Origin of the sequence: Polaromonas sp. AER18D-145 (assembly GCF_002379095.1) — a bacterium.
GTDB lineage: Bacteria > Pseudomonadota > Gammaproteobacteria > Burkholderiales > Burkholderiaceae_C > Polaromonas.
On the sequence record NZ_NBZV01000007.1, the window covers coordinates 107434 to 124589 of the forward strand.

Annotated in this window: 21 protein-coding genes; 14 read left to right on the forward strand and 7 right to left on the reverse strand. The window is 66.2% G+C overall.

The genetic code is table 11. From position 1 onward, the window contains the following. Window positions 1-26 precede the first annotated feature (26 nt). Window positions 27-758 (forward strand): phosphonate ABC transporter, permease protein PhnE, encoded by a 732-nt coding sequence (gene phnE, locus B7G52_RS06135; protein ID WP_096696782.1) that lies wholly within the window; start codon window positions 27-29, stop codon window positions 756-758. A 12-nt stretch (window positions 759-770) separates the two neighbouring features. After that, complete coding sequence (locus B7G52_RS06140) at window positions 771-1337, forward strand: phosphonate degradation HD-domain oxygenase (RefSeq protein WP_096696753.1); 567 nt, start codon at window positions 771-773, stop codon at window positions 1335-1337. On the opposite strand, the gene phnN is transcribed toward B7G52_RS06140, so the two are convergent. Genes phnN through phnF form a run of 3 tightly spaced genes read right to left on the reverse strand, consistent with a single transcriptional unit; the run spans window position 1280 to window position 3317 of the window. Beyond that, window positions 1280-1855: a phosphonate metabolism protein/1,5-bisphosphokinase (PRPP-forming) PhnN gene (gene phnN / locus B7G52_RS06145; protein ID WP_096696754.1), complete on the reverse strand. Its 576-nt coding sequence runs from the start codon at window positions 1853-1855 to the stop codon at window positions 1280-1282. The two genes, B7G52_RS06140 and phnN, sit on opposite strands and share 58 nt — an antisense overlap. Beyond that, window positions 1852-2547 (reverse strand): DUF1045 domain-containing protein, encoded by a 696-nt coding sequence (locus B7G52_RS06150; RefSeq protein ID WP_096696755.1) that lies wholly within the window; start codon window positions 2545-2547, stop codon window positions 1852-1854. Before B7G52_RS06150 ends, phnN begins: the two co-directional genes overlap by 4 nt. Beyond that, window positions 2544-3317 (reverse strand): phosphonate metabolism transcriptional regulator PhnF, encoded by a 774-nt coding sequence (gene phnF / locus B7G52_RS06155; RefSeq protein WP_240523339.1) that lies wholly within the window; start codon window positions 3315-3317, stop codon window positions 2544-2546. The genes B7G52_RS06150 and phnF overlap by 4 nt, the downstream gene beginning before the upstream one ends. Window positions 3318-3413: 96 nt before the next feature. On the opposite strand from phnF, the gene phnG reads away from it, so the two are divergent. The 8 genes from phnG (at window position 3414) to B7G52_RS06195 (ending at window position 9898) form a co-directional block, all read left to right on the forward strand. Continuing rightward, on the forward strand, window positions 3414-3878 hold the full coding sequence (phnG, locus tag B7G52_RS06160; RefSeq protein ID WP_096696756.1) for a phosphonate C-P lyase system protein PhnG: 465 nt from the start codon (window positions 3414-3416) through the stop codon (window positions 3876-3878). Beyond that, the gene (phnH, locus tag B7G52_RS06165; RefSeq protein ID WP_096696757.1) at window positions 3875-4489 is read left to right on the forward strand and encodes a phosphonate C-P lyase system protein PhnH; all 615 of its coding nucleotides are present in this window, start codon (window positions 3875-3877) and stop codon (window positions 4487-4489) included. The genes phnG and phnH overlap by 4 nt, the downstream gene beginning before the upstream one ends. Before the next feature lie 256 nt (window positions 4490-4745). Next, window positions 4746-5906 carry a carbon-phosphorus lyase complex subunit PhnI gene (locus B7G52_RS06170; RefSeq protein ID WP_096696758.1) on the forward strand — a complete coding sequence of 387 codons (1161 nt, stop codon included), beginning with the start codon at window positions 4746-4748 and terminating at the stop codon, window positions 5904-5906. Beyond that, on the forward strand, window positions 5903-6808 hold the full coding sequence (locus B7G52_RS06175) for an alpha-D-ribose 1-methylphosphonate 5-phosphate C-P-lyase PhnJ (RefSeq protein WP_096696759.1): 906 nt from the start codon (window positions 5903-5905) through the stop codon (window positions 6806-6808). Before B7G52_RS06170 ends, B7G52_RS06175 begins: the two co-directional genes overlap by 4 nt. After that, window positions 6805-7629: a phosphonate C-P lyase system protein PhnK gene (gene phnK / locus B7G52_RS06180; RefSeq protein WP_096696760.1), complete on the forward strand. Its 825-nt coding sequence runs from the start codon at window positions 6805-6807 to the stop codon at window positions 7627-7629. The genes B7G52_RS06175 and phnK overlap by 4 nt, the downstream gene beginning before the upstream one ends. Before the next feature lie 19 nt (window positions 7630-7648). Beyond that, window positions 7649-8347 carry a phosphonate C-P lyase system protein PhnL gene (phnL, locus tag B7G52_RS06185; RefSeq protein WP_096696761.1) on the forward strand — a complete coding sequence of 233 codons (699 nt, stop codon included), beginning with the start codon at window positions 7649-7651 and terminating at the stop codon, window positions 8345-8347. Between the two features lie 14 nt (window positions 8348-8361). After that, a complete protein-coding gene (locus tag B7G52_RS06190; protein WP_096696762.1) occupies window positions 8362-9501 on the forward strand; it encodes an alpha-D-ribose 1-methylphosphonate 5-triphosphate diphosphatase in 1140 nt (379 codons plus the stop codon). Between the two features lie 166 nt (window positions 9502-9667). Then, window positions 9668-9898: a hypothetical protein gene (locus B7G52_RS06195; protein WP_096696763.1), complete on the forward strand. Its 231-nt coding sequence runs from the start codon at window positions 9668-9670 to the stop codon at window positions 9896-9898. Window positions 9899-9910: 12 nt separating this feature from the next. Here the strand turns inward: B7G52_RS06195 and gorA are convergent, their stop codons facing one another. Together gorA and B7G52_RS06205 are read right to left on the reverse strand one after the other, a co-directional pair. Then, window positions 9911-11293: a glutathione-disulfide reductase gene (gorA, locus tag B7G52_RS06200; RefSeq protein ID WP_096696764.1), complete on the reverse strand. Its 1383-nt coding sequence runs from the start codon at window positions 11291-11293 to the stop codon at window positions 9911-9913. Window positions 11294-11456: 163 nt separating this feature from the next. After that, on the reverse strand, window positions 11457-12347 hold the full coding sequence (locus B7G52_RS06205) for a LysR family transcriptional regulator (protein ID WP_096696765.1): 891 nt from the start codon (window positions 12345-12347) through the stop codon (window positions 11457-11459). 132 nt (window positions 12348-12479) lie between these two features. Between B7G52_RS06205 and B7G52_RS06210 the strand changes: the two genes are divergently transcribed. Continuing rightward, entirely contained in the window at window positions 12480-13154 is a 675-nt protein-coding gene (locus B7G52_RS06210) for a glutathione S-transferase family protein (RefSeq protein ID WP_096696766.1), read from the forward strand. Between the two features lie 55 nt (window positions 13155-13209). Beyond that, on the forward strand, window positions 13210-14172 hold the full coding sequence (locus B7G52_RS06215) for a pyridoxamine 5'-phosphate oxidase family protein (protein WP_096696767.1): 963 nt from the start codon (window positions 13210-13212) through the stop codon (window positions 14170-14172). A 6-nt stretch (window positions 14173-14178) separates the two neighbouring features. Here the strand turns inward: B7G52_RS06215 and B7G52_RS06220 are convergent, their stop codons facing one another. Then, window positions 14179-15102 carry a LysR substrate-binding domain-containing protein gene (locus B7G52_RS06220; protein ID WP_096696784.1) on the reverse strand — a complete coding sequence of 308 codons (924 nt, stop codon included), beginning with the start codon at window positions 15100-15102 and terminating at the stop codon, window positions 14179-14181. A gap of 95 nt (window positions 15103-15197) precedes the next feature. Between B7G52_RS06220 and B7G52_RS06225 the strand changes: the two genes are divergently transcribed. Both B7G52_RS06225 and B7G52_RS06230 read left to right on the forward strand, forming a co-directional pair. Then, the gene (locus tag B7G52_RS06225) at window positions 15198-15473 is read left to right on the forward strand and encodes a DUF2917 domain-containing protein (RefSeq protein ID WP_096696768.1); all 276 of its coding nucleotides are present in this window, start codon (window positions 15198-15200) and stop codon (window positions 15471-15473) included. Continuing rightward, window positions 15467-16252 (forward strand): crotonase/enoyl-CoA hydratase family protein, encoded by a 786-nt coding sequence (locus B7G52_RS06230; protein ID WP_096696769.1) that lies wholly within the window; start codon window positions 15467-15469, stop codon window positions 16250-16252. Before B7G52_RS06225 ends, B7G52_RS06230 begins: the two co-directional genes overlap by 7 nt. Window positions 16253-16309: 57 nt before the next feature. Here the strand turns inward: B7G52_RS06230 and B7G52_RS06235 are convergent. Next, window positions 16310-17156: phosphatase PAP2 family protein (locus B7G52_RS06235; protein ID WP_205853029.1), on the reverse strand; the 847-nt coding region annotated here is incomplete at its 5' end.

Below are 17156 nucleotides of genomic sequence, written 5' to 3' on the forward strand. Positions count from 1 at the left end.
TGCCGCGCGCCAGCCTGCTGGGCCTGATGGCCTGGGGCGTCTTGCTGGCCTTGCTGGCCCTGTCCTGGAAAGGCGCGGACATGCGCCCCCTGGACCTGCTGCGCGATTCCGGCAACATGGCCGAGTACGCGGCCAGCTTCTTCCCGCCCAACTTCAACCAGTGGTCCTACTATCTGGACGAGATGGTGGTGACGGTGCAAATCGCCCTGTGGGGCACGGCCCTGGCCGTGGTCTGCGCGGTGCCGCTGGCCCTGCTGTCCTCGGCCAATATTGCGCCGGTCTGGGTGCGCCAGCCCATTCGTCGCTTGATGGACGCGGCGCGCGCCATCAACGAGATGGTGTTTGCCATGTTGTTCATTGTGGCCGTGGGCCTGGGCCCGTTTGCCGGCGTGCTGGCACTGTGGATTCACACCACCGGCATTCTGGCCAAGCTGTTTTCCGAAGCGGTGGAATCGATCGACCCGCAACCCGTCGAGGGCATACGTGCCACGGGTGCCCACGCGCTGGAGGAAATCTTCTACGGCGTGATTCCGCAGGTGTTGCCGCTCTGGATTTCCTACACGCTGTACCGCTTCGAGTCCAATGTGCGTTCCGCTTCGGTGGTGGGCATGGTGGGCGCCGGTGGCATCGGTGTCGTGTTGTGGGAGATCATTCGCGGCTTTCAGTATGCCGAAACCTGCGCCGTGATGATCATCATCGTGGTCACCGTCAGTGTGATCGACCTGATCTCGGCGCGTATCCGCAAAGCGCTGGTCTAGGCAGGAACTTTCATGGCATTGACAGTAGAAGAGATCACGGCACTGTTTCAAACGCGGGGGGCCGCGCAGTACGGCGGTGAGGCAATCAACCAGCTCCAGCATGCGTTGCAGTGCGCCCATCTGGCCGAGCGCTCGGGCGCGTCCCCTGAACTGGTTGCGGCCGCGCTGCTGCACGACCTCGGCCACTTGCTCGTCCAGCGGGAACCGGCGAAGGAAGCGGGTGTTGACGACCTGCACCAGTACCTGGCGTTGCCGTTTTTGCGCGGTGTCTTCCCGGACGCCGTGCTCGAACCCATTCGCATGCATGTGGACGCCAAGCGCTATCTCTGCCAGGTGGACAGCCGTTACCAGGCCAGCCTGTCACCGGCGTCGCAGCGCAGCCTGGCGCTGCAGGGCGGCCCGTTTTCCGGGGAGGAAGCCGCCGCCTTCATGGCGCAGGCCTTTGCCGCCGATGCGGTGGCGCTGCGGCGCTGGGACGACCAGGCCAAGGACCCTGTGGCGACGCCGCCCGATTGGGCTCACTACCTCGGTGTTCTTAAACAGGCCGCCTCTGCCGGCCTGGCGGAGCCGGTCAGGTAATCCGCCAGGCGCTGGCCGGCGTCGGCCAGCGCTTCATTGTTGACGATGACGCAGTCGGCTGGCATGCCGGCAAAAGTTGCGTTGCGCGCCAGTCTCTCGGCAACGGCCATCTCGCTATCGCGCCCCCGTTGCGCCAGGCGGATGGCCAGGCGTTCCGGGTCGGTGCTGATCCGGACCACCCGCAGACCGGATGAAGGCGGCAAATTGTTGACATGCGCGCGTGAGCCGTTGACGACCACGAGGCATCCGGCCCGGACAGCGTCGGCGTAATGGCTGGCGATGCCGTAGCAAAATCCGTGCGCCTGCCAGTGCCAGCTAAGGCCGCCTGCCTGCAGCAGTCCGGCAAAGGCCGGCGCCGTGACCGGATCGTGGTCGGAGCCCGGCTGCACGGGGCGCGTCACCATGCGACGTGCAAAGACGATGTCGGACCGCCCGCTAAGCGCCTGTCGCGCAGCGTCGATCACGCTGTCCTTGCCGGAACCGGACGGTCCGCAGACAAACACCCAGAGGCCGCTCATGCCCCCAGCCTGACATCCATGACACGCTGAAACGGCGCGCCCGGGTTCCGTTCGACAAACAGGCAGAGCCGGTCCAGGACCAGGGGGGCCCGGGTATTGAGTCGGTCCACGTCTGCAGCGACCGCCCGGCAGACCTGCTGGGCGAGAGTCCCGTTGACAGGGCCGGTCAATGTCAGATGCAGGCGAAACCTGTCCATCACATAGGGGTAGCCATACAGGTCCAGCAGCTCGGTTTCGCGGGCATCCAGGAGGGCTGCGCGGCGGCGGGCCAGCTCTGCCGCCTCGGCCGGGGCGCGCAAGTCGTCGAGCCCGGCCACGCAGGCCGCCGCCAGCGCCTGCAGGCCGTCGGGCTCGGTCTCGGGAATCAGGGCCACGAAGTTGCCCAGCGCGGCGCCGCGCAGCGGTCCCAGCGCCACCGGGGCCAGTGTCTGCGCCAGCCTGCCCAGGCGTGCCACCAGATCGGATTCGTCGTGCGCGGCTGACAGCCTGAAGGGCGCTTTCAACGTGGCGTGGAAGCCGTAACGCCGCGGCTCTGCAGTGATGCCGGCAAACTCCGCCGGTGGCAAGCCTTCCAGCAAGGGCTGGGGCAGCGCCGTGTTGTCGTGTTCGTTGCGGCCCAGCCAGTGCGCGCCAAATGCCCACCACGGCGAGTGCCGGTCCGGCGCAAAATAAATGGCGTAACGCGCGCTCATGCGCCTGCTCCCGTGTCATTTCCTGCATTGATCACCAGCTGGACCCGGTCGCCGGAAAACACGGTTTCCCCGTACTTGATCGGCAGGCCGGCCATGTCGACGTCCAGGCACTCGACACACAGCACCGGCCGCGTCAGCGGCTGCTTCAGAAGCCGTGCGGTTTCAGCGGACGGCATCTGGGTGGTGACGCGGCTTTCGGCGCGCACGTAGTCCTCGACACCGAAGTGCCTGAGGATGTCGGTGGTGCAGGTGCCGCGGCCAAGCATGTCGAGCAGGCCGGCGAATCGCCCGGCGGGGTAGTAGGCCGTGGCCAGCGCGATCGGCTGCTCGTTGGCCTCGTCGAGCATTTCCACCATCAGCACCTTGTCGCCCTTGCCCAGCCGGAGTTCATGCGCCGCGCGTTCGGGTGCCGGCATCTCCCGGGCGGTGAGCAGCTGTTTGCTCGGCAACAGCCCCTGGCGCTGGAGGTTTTCGCTGAAGCGCGTGCGGCGCGACAACACGTAGTCGAGCAGTTCGTGCTGGACGAAGGTGCCACGGCCCGGTTCGATCCGCACCAGACCATCACCCTGCAGGGCGGCGACCGCCTGGCGCAGCGTGTGGCGGTTCACACCAAAACGTGTGGAGAGCTCGTTTTCACTGGGCAGGCGCCCGGTCGCCGTGAAGGCGCGGTCACGGATTTCGGTGCCCAGTGTGTCGGCAATCTGCTTCCACACAGCCACACCGCTGCGCCGGCCGGGCGCGCTGGAAAGAGGGCGTTCGCTTGTCATCATTTGGTCATGTTGTCCGGTTGAACTAGGGTCTTCCTGCAGCCCTTGTGGTTGTTTGCAGTGACAAACCCAACTCTAGTGACTGATTTAGACATCTGTATGACAAACGAGTCGATAAAGCCCAACCACGAACCCCGCAGGCGCTGGCTGGCGGTGCTCGCACGCGCCACCCGGCCCGAACTTGAAAAGGCGTGGGTCCTCCTGGGCGACCTGCCACCACTGGCGCATGTCCGGCCTGCCGAATCGGGCATGGTCATGCTGCGCGGCCGGGTCGGCGGCACCGGCGACGCCTTCAACCTCGGGGAGGCCAGTGTGACGCGTTGTGCCCTGCGCGTCGGCCCGGGTGCGCTGGGCGTGGGTTACGCCCTGGGGCGCGACCGCCGCAAGGCCGAACTGATTGCCGTGGTGGATGCGCTGCTGCAGGACCCCACGCGCCACGCAGACATCATGCACGCGGTGGTCGAGCCGCTGGCCAGGCAACAGGCCGCGCAGCGGGACGCGACCAGCCGCGCGGCGGCCGCGTCGAAAGTCGAGTTTTTCACGTTTGTGCGAGGCCAGGCATGAAGCAGAACCATCCGCTGAGTACCGGCTTCGCCGATCCGGTGCATGACGCACAGACTGCTTTTCGCCGTGTGCTCGATGCGTTGTCACGGCCGGGCCGGCGCTTCGTTCTCGGCGGCCCGGTGCAGGGTCTGGCCCTGGGTCCGGCCATGGCCCATCTGCTGCTTGCACTGACTGACGACGACACCCCGGTATGGTGGCCGCACGGTGAAGGCGCCGCCCCGGACTGGCTGCGTTTTCACACCGGGGCGGGTCGGGCGGCTGCGCCGCAAGAGGCGGCTTTTGCCGTGCTCGTCGATGCGGCGGCCATGCCGCCGCTGGACAGCTTTGCGCCAGGCTCGGCGGAAGCGCCCGAACGCTCGGCCACCTTGCTGGTGGAAGTGCCCTCGCTGGAGGACGGCCCGGCCGTCGAGTGGCGTGGTCCCGGCATCCAGGACATGCAGACGGTGCGTATTGCCGGCCTGCCCGACCACTTCTGGACGCAGTGGCAAGCCAACCACGCCGCGTTTCCGCAAGGGGTGGACATTGTTTTTACCTGCGCCGACCTGGCGCTGGGGCTGCCGCGCACGACCCGCGTGCGGCGTCTGGAAGGAGTCCAGGGATGCTCCTCATGATTTGCGCCATGCGCGTTCGAGTCCAAAACGGGATGATTTGCTCGCCAAGACCTCGCAGCGTGTGCCGAGGCACACGCAAGGGGCTTGGTGGGCAAAGCGCCCGTTTTGGTTCGAACCCGAAGGGGAGTGGTTTTGCGGGCGATCCACTTCGTTGCAAAACCAGGCAAGGCGTCCAGCCTTGCCTTGGGTTTTTCGCCTCGCGGCTCATCCCGCAAAACCACGCCGCGCGCGGCGAAAATCATGAGGAGCATCCCTAATGTATGTAGCCGTCAAGGGCGGCACCGCCGCCATCGAGAACTCCTGGCACCTGCTCGCCGCGCAGCGCCGTGGTGATACCTCGCTGCCGGAGCTGTCGGTTGCCCAGATCCGCGCGCAGCTGTCGCTGGCGGTGGATCGTGTCATGTCCGAGGGCTCCCTGTACGACCCCGAACTGGCCGCTCTGGCGATCAAGCAGGCCAGTGGCGACTTGATCGAGGCGATTTTCCTGCTGCGTGCCTACCGCACCACGCTGCCGCGTTTTGGCTACAGCCTGCCGCTGGACACCGCACAGATGAAGCTGACACGCCGCGTCTCGGCCACGTTCAAGGATGTGCCCGGCGGTCAGGTGCTCGGCGCCACTTATGACTACACCCAGCGCCTGCTGGACTTTGCCCTGTTGGCCGAAGGTGGCAGTGACGAGGCGCAGCCTGCGCCCCAGGCCGTGGCGCAGGCCTTGCCGGCCAGCATGCCGCGTGTCAACGAATTGATGGCGCGTGAAGGCCTGATGGAGACACCGCGTCCCGTCGCAGACAGCGAGCCGGGCGACCTGACGCGTGAGCCCCTGATGTTTCCGGCCGACCGGCCGCTGCGCCTGCAGGCCCTGGCGCGCGGCGACGAAGGCTGGCTGCTGGGCCTGGGCTATTCCACCCAGCGCGGATATGCCAATGCCCATCCGTTTGCCGGTGAAATCCGGCGCGGCACCGTGTCGGTGGAAATTCTGGCCGACGAGCTTGGCTTCGCAATTGACATCGGCGAGGTGGAAGTCACCGAGTGCCAGATGATCAACCAGTTTGCCGGCAACCGCGAGGTGCCGCCGCAATTCACCCAAGGCTATGGCCTGGCTTTTGGCGGGGCCGAGCGCAAAAGCATGGCGATGGCGCTGGTCGATCGCGCACTGCGTGCCCGCGAACTGGGCGAGCTGGCCGTGGCGCCGGCGCAGGACGAGGAGTTCGTGCTGTCCCATGCCGACAGCCTGGAGGCCTCCGGCTTTGTGCAGCACCTGAAGTTGCCGCATTACGTGGACTTCCAGTCCGAGCTGGAACTGGTGCGCCGGCTGCGCGCCGCCCATGCGCAGGAAGGGCAGGATGACAAACACGCGGACCAGGGCCGTGGAGCGCCTACCCCCCACACCGAACCGGCGATACAGAAAGCAGCATGATGGACGAGCATTACAACTTCGGATTTCTTGACGAGCGGACCAAAAAGATGATCCGCCGTGCCATGCTCAAGGCGGTCGCCATTCCGGGCTATCAGGTGCCTTTCGGCTCGCGTGAAATGCCCTTCGCCTACGGCTGGGGAACGGGTGGCGTTCAGGTCACGGCCAGCATCATCGGCCGCACGGATGTCCTCAAGGTGATTGACCAGGGTGCGGACGACACGACCAATGCGGTCAACATCCGCCGCTTTTTTGCGCGCACCACCGGCGTGCCGACCACGGAGAAAACGGCCGAGGCCACCATCATCCAGACGCGGCACCGCATTCCGGAAGCCGCCTTGACCGAAGCGCAGACCATTGTTTACCAGGTGCCCATGCCGGAGCCGCTGTTCCGGCTGGAGCCGCGCCGCCTTGAAACCATCACCATGCACGCGCTGGGGGAATACGGCCTGATGAACGTCAAGCTCTACGAGGACATTGCCCAGCTCGGCGCCATTTCCAAGACCTACGACTACCCGGTGCTGGTCAATGAGCGCTACCTGACCTCGCCATCGCCGATACCGAAGTTCGACAACCCCAAGATGCACATGAACCCGGCCTTGCAGCTGTTCGGGGCAGGCCGGGAAAAACGCATTTACGCCATCCCGCCCTACACCTCTGTGCGCAGCCTGGATTTTGAGGATCACCCGTTTGAAGTGCAGCGCTGGGAGCATGCCTGCGCCCTGTGTGGCGCTGCGGAAAGTTTTCTCGACGAAATGATTGTGGATGACGAAGGCAGCCGCCTGTTTGTTTGTTCGGACAGTGACTTCTGCAGTGGGCGTCGCGAGGCCGGGCATGTGGGCACGCAGCAGGCCGTGCAGATGCCGGACGCGCTGGCGCGCCCGGCGGTGGAGGGCGCGCGATGAGCAGCGATCTTCTCCTGTCCGTACGCGACGCCGGCAAGCAGTTCATGCAGGGTCAGCGCCTGCGCTGGGCTTGCCGCGGCGTGAGTTTTGATCTTTACCCCGGCGAGGTGCTGGCCGTCGTGGGTGAATCCGGCTCCGGCAAGTCCACGTTGCTGCGCCTGCTGGCGTCCCGCCTGGCGTGTGACGAAGGGTCGGTGCATTACGACCTGCGGGAGGAGGCCGGCAACGGCCTGGCCGCATCACGCGGCGCGTCCGGGTTGGTGGATCTGGCCGGGCTGTCCGAAGCGCGGCTGCGCTGGCTGGCCCGCACCGACTGGGGCTTTGTCGAACAACATGCACGCGACGGCCTGCGCATGAATGTTTCGGGCGGCGCCAACATCGGCGAACGCATGATGGCCCTGGGCGCGCGCCATTACGGCAAGCTGCGCGGCGAGGCCCTGAGCTGGATGGAACGTGTCGAACTCGACGTGGACCGCATCGACGACCTGCCAGGCACCTACTCGGGCGGCATGCAGCAGCGCCTGCAGATTGCCCGCAACCTGGTGACCCATCCGCGGCTGGTCTTCATGGACGAGCCGACCACCGGGCTGGATGTCTCGGTGCAGGCGCGGTTGCTTGATCTGCTGCGCGAGCTGGTTGACCAGCTCCATCTGGCGGCCGTGATTGTCACGCACGACCTCGCGGTGGCGCGCCTGCTGGCGCACCGCATGCTGGTCATGAAAGACGGCTGCGTGGTCGAGCAGGGCCTGACCGACCGTGTGCTCGACGACCCGCAGCATCCCTACACCCAGCTGCTGGTGTCTTCCGTTCTCACCCCCTGATTCGCTACCGAGCATCACCATGACTTCTGTCCTTGAAACCAGCGAGCTCTCCAAGACCTTCACCCTGCACGCGCGAGGCGGCCTGGCGCTGCCTGTTTTTTCCGGCATCAGCCTGAGCGTCGGCCCCGGCGAGTGCCTGGCGTTGACCGGCCATTCCGGCAGCGGAAAAAGTTCGCTGCTGCGCTGCCTGTACGGCAATTACAGCGCCAGCAGCGGGGAGGTGCGCATCCGCCATCAGGAGCAGTGGATCAGCCTGTCCGCGGCCCCGCCGCGCGAGGTGCTGGATGTACGGCGCCGAACGCTCGGTTATGTCTCGCAGTTCCTGCGCGTGATTCCCCGGGTCTCGACGCTGGACATTGTGGCCGAGCCACTGCGCCGCCTCGGCGTGGCCGCCGACGAGGCGCAGGCCCAGGCCGCGCAATGGCTGGCGCGGCTGAACCTGCACGAGCGCCTGTGGCACCTGCCACCCGCGACATTTTCAGGCGGTGAGCAGCAACGTGTGAACATCGCGCACGGCCTGATTGCCAACCATCCCGTGTTGCTGCTCGACGAACCGACCGCCTCGCTGGATGCCGACAACCGCCGCGTCGTGGTGGAGTTGATTCATGCGGCACGTGCGCGTGGGGCCGCCGTCGTTGGCATTTTTCACGACGACGAAGTGCGCGAAGCGGTCGCCAGCCGCTGCCTGGATGTCGAACACTATCGCAAATCAAACTGAACCGGAAGATCCCCATGAAGCAGAAAATCATCAGGAACGCAAGAATTGTCACGGCCGACGAAGAGTTCACCGGCTGTCTGGTGGTCGAGGGCGGCCTCATCCGCTCCATAGCCCGCGGCGACACCTCGGTGACCGGCGCGCAAGACTGGGCCGGCGACTGGCTGCTGCCCGGCCTGGTCGAGCTGCACACCGACAACCTCGAAAAACACCTGGTGCCGCGCCCCGGCGTGTTGTGGAACGCCCACTCCGCCACGGTCATGCACGACGCGCTCTGCGCGGCCGCCGGCATCATCACGGTGCTCGATTCGGTCGTGATCGGGGACATGGACCAGGGCGGCACACGCAGCCAGACCCAGCATGTATCGATCGAGGCCCTGCACGAGTGCCGCGCCGAAGGCCTGCTGCGGGTCGACCACCTGCTGCACCTGCGCTGCGAGGTCTCGGCCCCCGACATCGTGGAGGTGTTCGAGCACTATGCCGACGACTCCCTGCTCGAACTGGTCAGCGTGATGGACCACACGCCAGGCCAGCGCCAGTGGCGCGACCTCGGCAAGTACCGGCGGTATGCCGAGCGTTACGGCAGCTTCAATGACGTGGAATATGAAACCCTGATCCAGGAGCGCCGGGCGCATCAGGAGCGTTTTGCCATACCCAACCGCGCGGCCGTCATTGCCGGCAGCCGCGCCCGGGCCCTGCCGGTGGCGAGCCACGATGACACGGAGGTGGCGCATGTCGAGCAGGCCAGCCAGGAAGGCATTGCCATCTCGGAATTCCCGACCACCGTGGCCGCCGCCCGGGCGGCCCGTGAGGCGGGCATGGGCATCATCATGGGCGGCCCGAATCTGGTCAAGGGCGGCTCGCATTCGGGCAATGTGTCGGCGGCTGAATTGGCGCAGCTTGATTTGCTCGACATTTTTTCGTCGGACTACGTGCCCGCCAGCCTGCTGCAGTCGGCGTTTTTGCTGCGCGACACGGCCGGCTGGAGCCTGCCCAAGGCCGTCAACACCGTCACGCGTAACCCGGCCCGTGCCATCGGCCTGACGGACCGCGGTGAGCTGGCCCCCGGCCTGCGCGCCGACCTGATCCGGGTCCGGATGAGCGGCGACATGCCTATCGTGCGAGCGGCCTGGCACCAGGGCGTGCGCGCATTCTGAGCAGGCCGGTGCAGGGGCCTGCCGACCCGCCACGGGTGTGTCAGCCAGACACCTACAAACGATCGGGCTGTTGGCTGACTTTCCGGAATTTTTTGCGTCTCCTAAAGTTCACCCATTGCTTCAAACGTTCCTGTCTGTGCCAACTTGTGTACAAGGAGTTGCTGCCATGCAAGTCGACGCCCCCAGCGCCAATCCTTTCATGTTGATGATGACGCCCCAAAAAGTGCTGGAGGCGATGGCGCAGTCCGACGCCCTGCGGCGGCTGCAACACCAAGTGTTTCACCCGCTGGACAGCCGCCCCGCTTTTCAGGGGGATGCCGAGCTGGCCGCCTTTGATGCGGCGATCGAACGCGCCAATCTGGTCCTTCCCGAAGAGGAATGCGCACCACCGGCGTGACGGCCAGATGGCTCAGGGCGCACGCGCCGGCTCTTTCACCGGCTCGCGCATCGTGACAAACTCCTCCGCCGCTGTCGGGTGGATGCCGATGGTGCTGTCGAAAATGGCCTTGGTCGCACCGGCTTTCATGGCCACGGCAAACCCCTGCACCACCTCGCCCGCGTCGGCCCCCACCATGTGCAGGCCGACCACGCGGTCCGAAGCATCGTCCACCACCAGCTTCATCAGCGTGCGCTCGGTGCTGCCGCTCAGGGTGTGTTTGAGCGCCTTGAACTCACTGCGGTAAATGCTGACCTTGCCGAATTCCTTGCGCGCATCGGCTTCCGAATAACCCACGGTGCCAATGTTCGGGTGGGTGAACACGGCGGTCGGGATGAAGTCGTAACTCATGCGGCGCGGCTTCTTGCCGGCCGCGGCGCCAAACAGATGGTCGACCACCACCATGGCCTCGCCCAGCGCCACCGGCGTCAGCTGGATGCGTGCGGTCACGTCGCCCAGGGCGTAGATCGACGGCACCGAGGTCTGGTAGTGGGCATTGACCTCGATCGCCCCCTGGTGGTTGAGCGGGACGCCCGCGTTTTCCAGGCCTAGGCCGGCCACGTTGGGCAGGCGGCCCGTCGCGTACAGCACGGCGTCCACCGTGGTGCTGCTGCCGTCCTGCAGTTGCACGTGCAGCCCGTTCGCCGCCTGGCTGATGGCGGCCACATCGGCGTGCAGCCGCAAGTCCACGCCGGTCTTGACCATTTCCGCGGCCACGAAGGCCCGCACCTCCGCGTCGAAGCCGCGCAACACCTGGGCGCCGCGGTACAGCTGGGTGACCTTGGACCCCAGGCCGTTGAAGATGGAGGCAAATTCGCAGGCGATGTAGCCGCCGCCCACCACCAGCAGTCGCGCGGGGAAAGGATCAATGTCGAAAATCTGGTCCGAGGTGATGACCAGCTCGCGGCCCTTCACCTCGGGCAGGCTGGGCCGGCCGCCGGTGGCGACCAGGATGTGTTTGGCGGTGTAGCGGCTGCCTTCCACTTCTACCGTGTGTGCGTCGGCCAGGGTGGCCCAGCCCTCGATGATCTGCACGCCCGAGCCCTGGAGCAGCTGGAGGTACACGCCGTTGAGGCGCGAGATTTCCAGCGCCCGGTTGGTCTTGAGCCGCTCCCAGTTGAACACTGGCGCCGCGCCGGTCCAGCCGAAGCCGCGCGACTCCTCAAAGGCCTCGGCGTAGTGCGCCGCATAGCTGTACAGCTTTTTCGGAATGCAGCCGACGTTGACGCAGGTGCCGCCCATGGCGGCCACCTCGGCCAGCGCCACACGGACGCCGCGCTGCGCGGCCATGCGCGCGGCGCGCACGCCGCCGCTGCCGCCGCCGATGACAAACAGGTCAAAGTCAAATTTTTTCATGGGTCGTGTTCTGTGGTCTTGCCGGAAAGGACTCAAGCATGCCTGCAGCGCCTTGAGCCTGCAAGGGACGGGGCTTCCGATATAAAAATGATAGCTGCTTTCGTAATACCCGCCTGGGCTGCGGGCTGATTGAATGCTTGAACTTCAGAACCATTGCCGGCGCTCAGGTTTGAAACTCCCGGAGTTCGTGCCTGATCCATTCGATGAAGACGCGCGTGCGCATGGGCAGCAGCCGGGCATGCGGGTAAACGACGCTGATGGGGCGAACCGGCGGCTCGAACGCTTCCAGAACCGTGCGCAGCTGTCTGTTTTTCAGGAAGGGCGCCACCTGGTAGGAAAAAAAGCTGCCCAGGCCGACGCCTGCGACACAGGCTTGCACCGCCGGGGCATTCTGGTTGAACTCCAGGTTGCCGCTGACGGCCAGCCGCAGTGGCCGGCCGTGGTCGTTGAAGGGTCCCCAGGTCGGTGCGTGGTCGGTGACACGGACGCAGTTGGCCTTGAGCAGGTCCCTGGGATGCCCGGGTGCGCCATGGCGCCGCAGCCAGGCCGGGCTGGCCACCACCACGCGCCGGATGTGTCCCACCGGCTGGGCGACCAGGCTGGAGTCGTCGAGGGCGCCAATGCGGATGCCGACATCCATGCCTTCCTCAAGAAGGTTGACCACGCGGTCTGCCAGCACCACGCTGCAGCGCATTTTTTCGTGTTTCTGCACAAAGCGCGTCACGGCAGGCGCCACATGCATCTGGCCGAACAGCATGGGTGCGGTGATGGTGAGGTGGCCTGCCGGCTCGGCCGCGTCGGCCGAGAGGGCCGCTTCCGCATCACCGAGCGCCGCGAGGATCTGCCGGCAGCTGTCCAGGTGGCGCCGGCCTTCGTCGGTCAGCGAGATGCGCCGCGTGGTCCGGTTGAACAGCCGCACACCGAGCTGTGCCTCGAAAGCGGCAAGCGTGCGGACCATGGCAGGCAGGGAGGACGCCATGACCCGCGCCGCGGCCGTGAGGCTGCCTTCCTCGGCAATGTGAATAAAGGCCTGCATGGCCCGGAGCTTGTCCATGCACGGGATGCTAATCCATATTCATCCGTTTATCGGATGAGTCAAATGCATCTGACCACATTTATTCAGGATATCGAATCAAACAGAATCCGGGCTTCCCTACCAATTTGCACAACTTGCAGAAAGACCCGCATGACTTCGACACCTGCCTCAACCCCACGCCCCAGCCACAAAGCGCCTCCCGCACAGCCGATCAAGCTGTATCGGTCCGTCATTTCCGGCCATTCGCACCGGGTGGAGTTGTTTCTTTCGCTGCTGGGCCTGCCCTACGCGTGCGTGGACGTCGACCTGGTGGCTAAAGGGCACAAAACGCCGGAGTTTCTCGCGATGAATGCCTTCGGCCAGGTGCCGGTGATCCAGGATGGCGACATCACGCTGGCTGATTCGAACGCCATTCTGGTGTATCTCGCCGGGCGTTATGCGGACGATGCCGATGCCTGGTTGCCGCGTGAGCCGCTGGCGGCCGCCGGTGTGCAGCGCTGGTTGTCGGTGGCTGCGGGCCAGCTCGCTTTCGGGCCGTCGGCCGCGCGTGTGGCCGAACTGTTCAAGCGGCCGGCCAATCATGAAGCGATTGAGCGCGCCCACGCCCTGTTCGCGGTGATGGAGCAGCACCTGGGCCAGTCCGACTTTCTGGCCGGCCCTGCGCCGACCCTGGCCGACATCGCCAACTACAGCTATGTGGCGCGCGCGCCCGAAGGCCGGGTCTCGCTGGAACCCTACCCGAATCTGAGCGCCTGGCTGGCCCGCATCGAGGCTCTACCTGGTTTTGTGCCCATGGGCAAAACCCCCATCGGGCTGGCGGCATGAGCCGCCGGGCCGTTCCCAAGGCGAATACCGCGGCGCATGGCGCGCAGGTGAGTACATGACCGCTCCCACGTTTCATGAGGGCGAACGTGCGGTGCAGGCGCGTGTGGGCGTGCAGGAGCGGCTCGCCGAGCTCGGTCCGCGCGTGATCCGCGACTTCATGCCGGACCAGCACCGCGCATTTTTCGAGCAGTTGCCTTTTGTGATCGCCGGCACCGTGGATGCGCGCGGCCAGCCCTGGGCCTCGGTGCTGGCGCAGCCGCCGGGCTTCATGCGTTCACCCCACCCGCGGCAACTGGACGTTCGGGCGCGGCCGCTGCCCGGTGATTCGCTGGCAGTCAACCTGGCAGAAGGCGCGGCCATCGGCCTGCTGGGGCTGGAGCCGCACACGCGGCGGCGCAACCGCATGAACGGCGTGGTGCGTGGGGCGGACGCATCAGGGTTTTCGGTGGAAGTCCGCCAGAGTTTTGGGAACTGCCCCAAGTACATCCAGGCGCGTGAGCCGGTGTATCTCGAAGACCGCGCCGGTGCCGCGCCGGTGGTGGACGAGTTGTTGCAACTCGACGACGCGGCGCGCATCATCATCACCAGCGCCGACACGTTTTTCATCGCCACGGCCTATGCCGGTGACAGCGTGCAGGCGGGCCGTGCCGCAGGCGTGGACGTGTCGCACCGCGGCGGCAAGCCCGGCTTTGTGCGCCTGGGCGAAGGCGGCGTGCTGACGGTGCCGGACTTCACCGGCAACTACTTCTTCAACACGCTGGGCAATATCGCAGTGAACCCGCGTGCCGGGCTGCTGTTCATTGATTTCGACAAGGGCGACCTGCTTTACCTGGCCGTGACGGCCGGCATCCTCTGGGACGGCCCGGAGCTGTCATCCTTTGCCGGTGCGCAGCGACTGATGCATTTCAAGGTGCAATCGATGCGCCTGGTGGAATCTTCTTTGCCCCTGCGCTGGGGCGAGGCGGAGTTGTCGCCGGTGCTGCAGGGTACCGGCGCCTGGACCCAGCCCCCACGCTGAGTCGCCTCAACCGATGGCTTCCAGCGCGAGTTCGCGCTCCAGCCAGGCGCGGAATTTTTGCACCGCCGGCCGTTCGGCGCTGTGGACCGACGTGACGATGTGGTAGCCCAGGCCCTCTACTGTGTGGCCGGGCAGGACCACGTTCAATTGGCCGCTGCCCAACAGCGGCAGCACCAGCGGCGTGCGCCCTATGGCCACCCCGGCGCCCTGCACGGCGGCTGTCAACACATGTTCGTACTGCGAAAAATACAGGCAAGGCTGCCGGGCCGACTGCGGCAGGCCCAGGCGCTCGTACCAGGCCGTCCAGGACATCCACGAAAAGCGCGTGGCCGGGTCGTGGTACACCAGCAGCGGCGTGTGCAGGATGTCGGTGGCCGAGTGGATGCGCGCCGAGACGGCCGGCGCCGCGACCAGCAGGACTTGTTCCTGCAGCAGGGGCGGCGGGCCTTCGCCGCCGGGCAACACAGGCTTCAGTCGCACCGCCAGGTCCATGCCTTCGCGTTCCAGGTTCACCCGGGCTTCCGAGGCGTCGACACGCACATCAATGGCAGGCTCCAGCAGCTGGAATTTCGCGAGTTTGGGCGCCAGCCACAGCGCGGCGAATGAGGGCGTGGTGGTGACCGCCACCGACGCCCTGTCGACCGCCAGCAGGCGGTCCACGGCCGAGGCCAGTTGCGCCAGCGCCGCGCGGGCCGCCTCATAAAGCTCGCGGCCCTGCGGCGTGAGGCTCAGCCCCTTGCCGCCGCGCAGGAACAGCGCTTTGCCCAGCGCGTCTTCCAGGGTTTTGATCTGCTTGCTGACCGCCGACTGCGTGATGCACAGCTCCTCGGCCGCTGCCGTGAAGCTCAGGTGCCGCGCTGCCGATTCAAAGCCGCGTATCGCGTCCAGCGACATGGCGCGCAGCGCATGGGAAGAAGAAGGACTCAGCATGGCATGAATGGCAGGAATACCCCGGATGACAAACCATCCGGCCGCGCGGGCCGGGACGAGGGAAGAATCAAACCACACTTTTCAAGGAGGCTGCCATGTGTGTCCCGCAAACCCCGTTGACGCTCGGGTCCATCCCCAAACCCATGCGCCTGCGGCGCGACCAGGTCCTGACCTGCACCGGGGGTTGCCTCTGGATCACCAGCGATGCGTTGGCCGGACGCCGCGACAGCGACATCGTGCTCGAGAGCGGCCAGTCCTTTGTCACGCCGCAAGCCGCGACCTACTTTGTGGGCGCCCCGCGCGGTTGGGGTGTCCTGTCATTTTTATCCCCGCCCACCCCTGCCCGGAACCCACTGGAAACAACATGCTGATAGAAACCGGACGCCATGGCCAACAGGTGGTGCTCACCCTCAACCGCCCCGACAAGCTCAATGCGCTGAGTTATGAACTGATCGACGAACTCATGGACAGACTCAACGTCATGGAGCGCGACGACAGCGTGCGCTGTCTTGTGCTGACGGGGCAGGGTGACAAGGCCTTCAGCGCAGGTGCCGACATCGCGGGCTTTGCGCCCGACGTCGCCACATCGCCCGAGGCGGCCTACCGCAACTTCGTCATGCGCGGCCAGGCCCTGACGCGGCGCATCGAGAACTACCCCAAGCCCATCATCGCGGCCGTCAACGGCATCGCCTTCGGCGGAGGCTGCGAGATCATGGAGGCCTGCAGCCTGGCGATCGCGGCCGACCATGCGCGCTTTGCCAAACCCGAAATCCGGCTGGGTTTTCCACCGCCTTTCGGCGGCACGCAGCGCCTGCCACGCCACATAGGCCGCAAGCGCGCCAACGAGATGATCCTGACCGGCGACGCCATCAGCGCCGAGGAAGCCCTGTTGCTCGGCCTCGTCAACCACGTGGTGCCGGCCCATGAACTGCTGCCGGCCTGCCTGCAGATGGCAGACCGCATCGCCGAGAACTCCGCCATAGCCGTGACGGCCTCACTGCGCGCCGTGACGCGGGGGCTCAATGTGTCCATCGACGAGGGGCTGGCCATCGAGGCGGCGCAGTTCATGCTTGCGGTGGCTTCGCAGGATGCGCGGGAGGGCACGGCCGCCTTCGTGGAAAAGCGCCGGCCGGTGTTCTGCCACCACTGAAGCGGTGTTTCAGGCATCAAGCCGGTGACCGGCGATGAATTCCCCAAGGCTTGCGTTTTACCGCAGGGCGGTGGCGCGTGTGCGGCCGTAGTGGCGCGTCAGCTCGATGCTGGCCACACAGACGGCCAGCCAGGCCGTGCCGGAGGCAAATCCGGCGAGCACGTCGGTGGCGAAATGGACCTGGAGAAAGACCCGGCTGCAACCGACCGAAAACGCCAGGACGGCAGCCAGCAGCACCAGCGGCAGGCTCGCGCGCCGCGCCGTGTCCGGCGGCAGGCTGTGGATCAGCACGTAGGCCAGCATGCCGTAGACCACCACCGAGCCGGAGCTGTGCCCGCTCGGGAAACTCCAGCCGTCCGCGTGCACCAGGGCGCTGTCGTGCACGGGCCGGGTTCTTTCAAACAGCGCCTTGAGCGTGGTGTTGAGCAGGGCGTTGCCGCTGATGGCCAGCACCCAGCCAAGCGCCAGCCAGCGCCGGCCGCGCAGCAGCAGCACCGTCGCTACCCCCACACCCCCTGCCGCCAGGGTGGCGGTGTCGCCGAGCCGGGTGATCCCCGCGAAAACCTGCAGGGCCCAGCCGGCGGTGCTGGCGCGAAGCGCGTCTGAAAACAACTGGTCGAGCTGGCCGGCGCGTGGGCCATCCCCCAGTGCTTCGGCAATTTCCGCAAAAACAGCCGCTGCGCCCACCAGCACGGCAAACCCCGATGCCAGCCGGATCAGCAAGAAGGCGCCGGCCGGCAGTCTGCTGGTCTTGCTTGGCACCGCGTAGCGCTGCACCAGCCACCACAGCAGGGTGGCGGCCGGCAGCAGCAAGGCCAGCAGCGCAAAAAAGAGCGTCAGGCCCAGGTCTCCCAGGGCCTGGACCAGGGCGGCGGAAGTGTCATCAAAAGGCATGGGGGGGGGT

Bases quoted from the DNA above. Each gene is read 5' to 3' on its own strand.
- phnN (WP_096696754.1), bottom strand. From the start codon at position 1,855: ATGAGCGGCCTCTGGGTGTTTGTCTGCGGACCGTCCGGTTCCGGCAAG.
- B7G52_RS06220 (WP_096696784.1), bottom strand. From the start codon at position 15,102: ATGCTGAGTCCTTCTTCTTCCCATGCGCTGCGCGCCATGTCGCTGGAC.
- B7G52_RS06225 (WP_096696768.1), top strand. From the start codon at position 15,198: ATGTGTGTCCCGCAAACCCCGTTGACGCTCGGGTCCATCCCCAAACCC.
- phnH (WP_096696757.1), top strand. From the start codon at position 3,875: ATGAAGCAGAACCATCCGCTGAGTACCGGCTTCGCCGATCCGGTGCAT.
- phnK (WP_096696760.1), top strand. From the start codon at position 6,805: ATGAGCAGCGATCTTCTCCTGTCCGTACGCGACGCCGGCAAGCAGTTC.
- phnG (WP_096696756.1), top strand. From the start codon at position 3,414: ATGACAAACGAGTCGATAAAGCCCAACCACGAACCCCGCAGGCGCTGG.
- B7G52_RS06175 (WP_096696759.1), top strand. From the start codon at position 5,903: ATGATGGACGAGCATTACAACTTCGGATTTCTTGACGAGCGGACCAAA.
- B7G52_RS06205 (WP_096696765.1), bottom strand. From the start codon at position 12,347: ATGGACAAGCTCCGGGCCATGCAGGCCTTTATTCACATTGCCGAGGAA.
- phnF (WP_240523339.1), bottom strand. From the start codon at position 3,317: ATGATGACAAGCGAACGCCCTCTTTCCAGCGCGCCCGGCCGGCGCAGC.
- B7G52_RS06210 (WP_096696766.1), top strand. From the start codon at position 12,480: ATGACTTCGACACCTGCCTCAACCCCACGCCCCAGCCACAAAGCGCCT.
- B7G52_RS06230 (WP_096696769.1), top strand. From the start codon at position 15,467: ATGCTGATAGAAACCGGACGCCATGGCCAACAGGTGGTGCTCACCCTC.
- B7G52_RS06170 (WP_096696758.1), top strand. From the start codon at position 4,746: ATGTATGTAGCCGTCAAGGGCGGCACCGCCGCCATCGAGAACTCCTGG.
- B7G52_RS06150 (WP_096696755.1), bottom strand. From the start codon at position 2,547: ATGAGCGCGCGTTACGCCATTTATTTTGCGCCGGACCGGCACTCGCCG.
- B7G52_RS06190 (WP_096696762.1), top strand. From the start codon at position 8,362: ATGAAGCAGAAAATCATCAGGAACGCAAGAATTGTCACGGCCGACGAA.
- B7G52_RS06195 (WP_096696763.1), top strand. From the start codon at position 9,668: ATGCAAGTCGACGCCCCCAGCGCCAATCCTTTCATGTTGATGATGACG.
- phnE (WP_096696782.1), top strand. From the start codon at position 27: ATGGCCTGGGGCGTCTTGCTGGCCTTGCTGGCCCTGTCCTGGAAAGGC.
- gorA (WP_096696764.1), bottom strand. From the start codon at position 11,293: ATGAAAAAATTTGACTTTGACCTGTTTGTCATCGGCGGCGGCAGCGGC.
- phnL (WP_096696761.1), top strand. From the start codon at position 7,649: ATGACTTCTGTCCTTGAAACCAGCGAGCTCTCCAAGACCTTCACCCTG.
- B7G52_RS06140 (WP_096696753.1), top strand. From the start codon at position 771: ATGGCATTGACAGTAGAAGAGATCACGGCACTGTTTCAAACGCGGGGG.
- B7G52_RS06215 (WP_096696767.1), top strand. From the start codon at position 13,210: ATGACCGCTCCCACGTTTCATGAGGGCGAACGTGCGGTGCAGGCGCGT.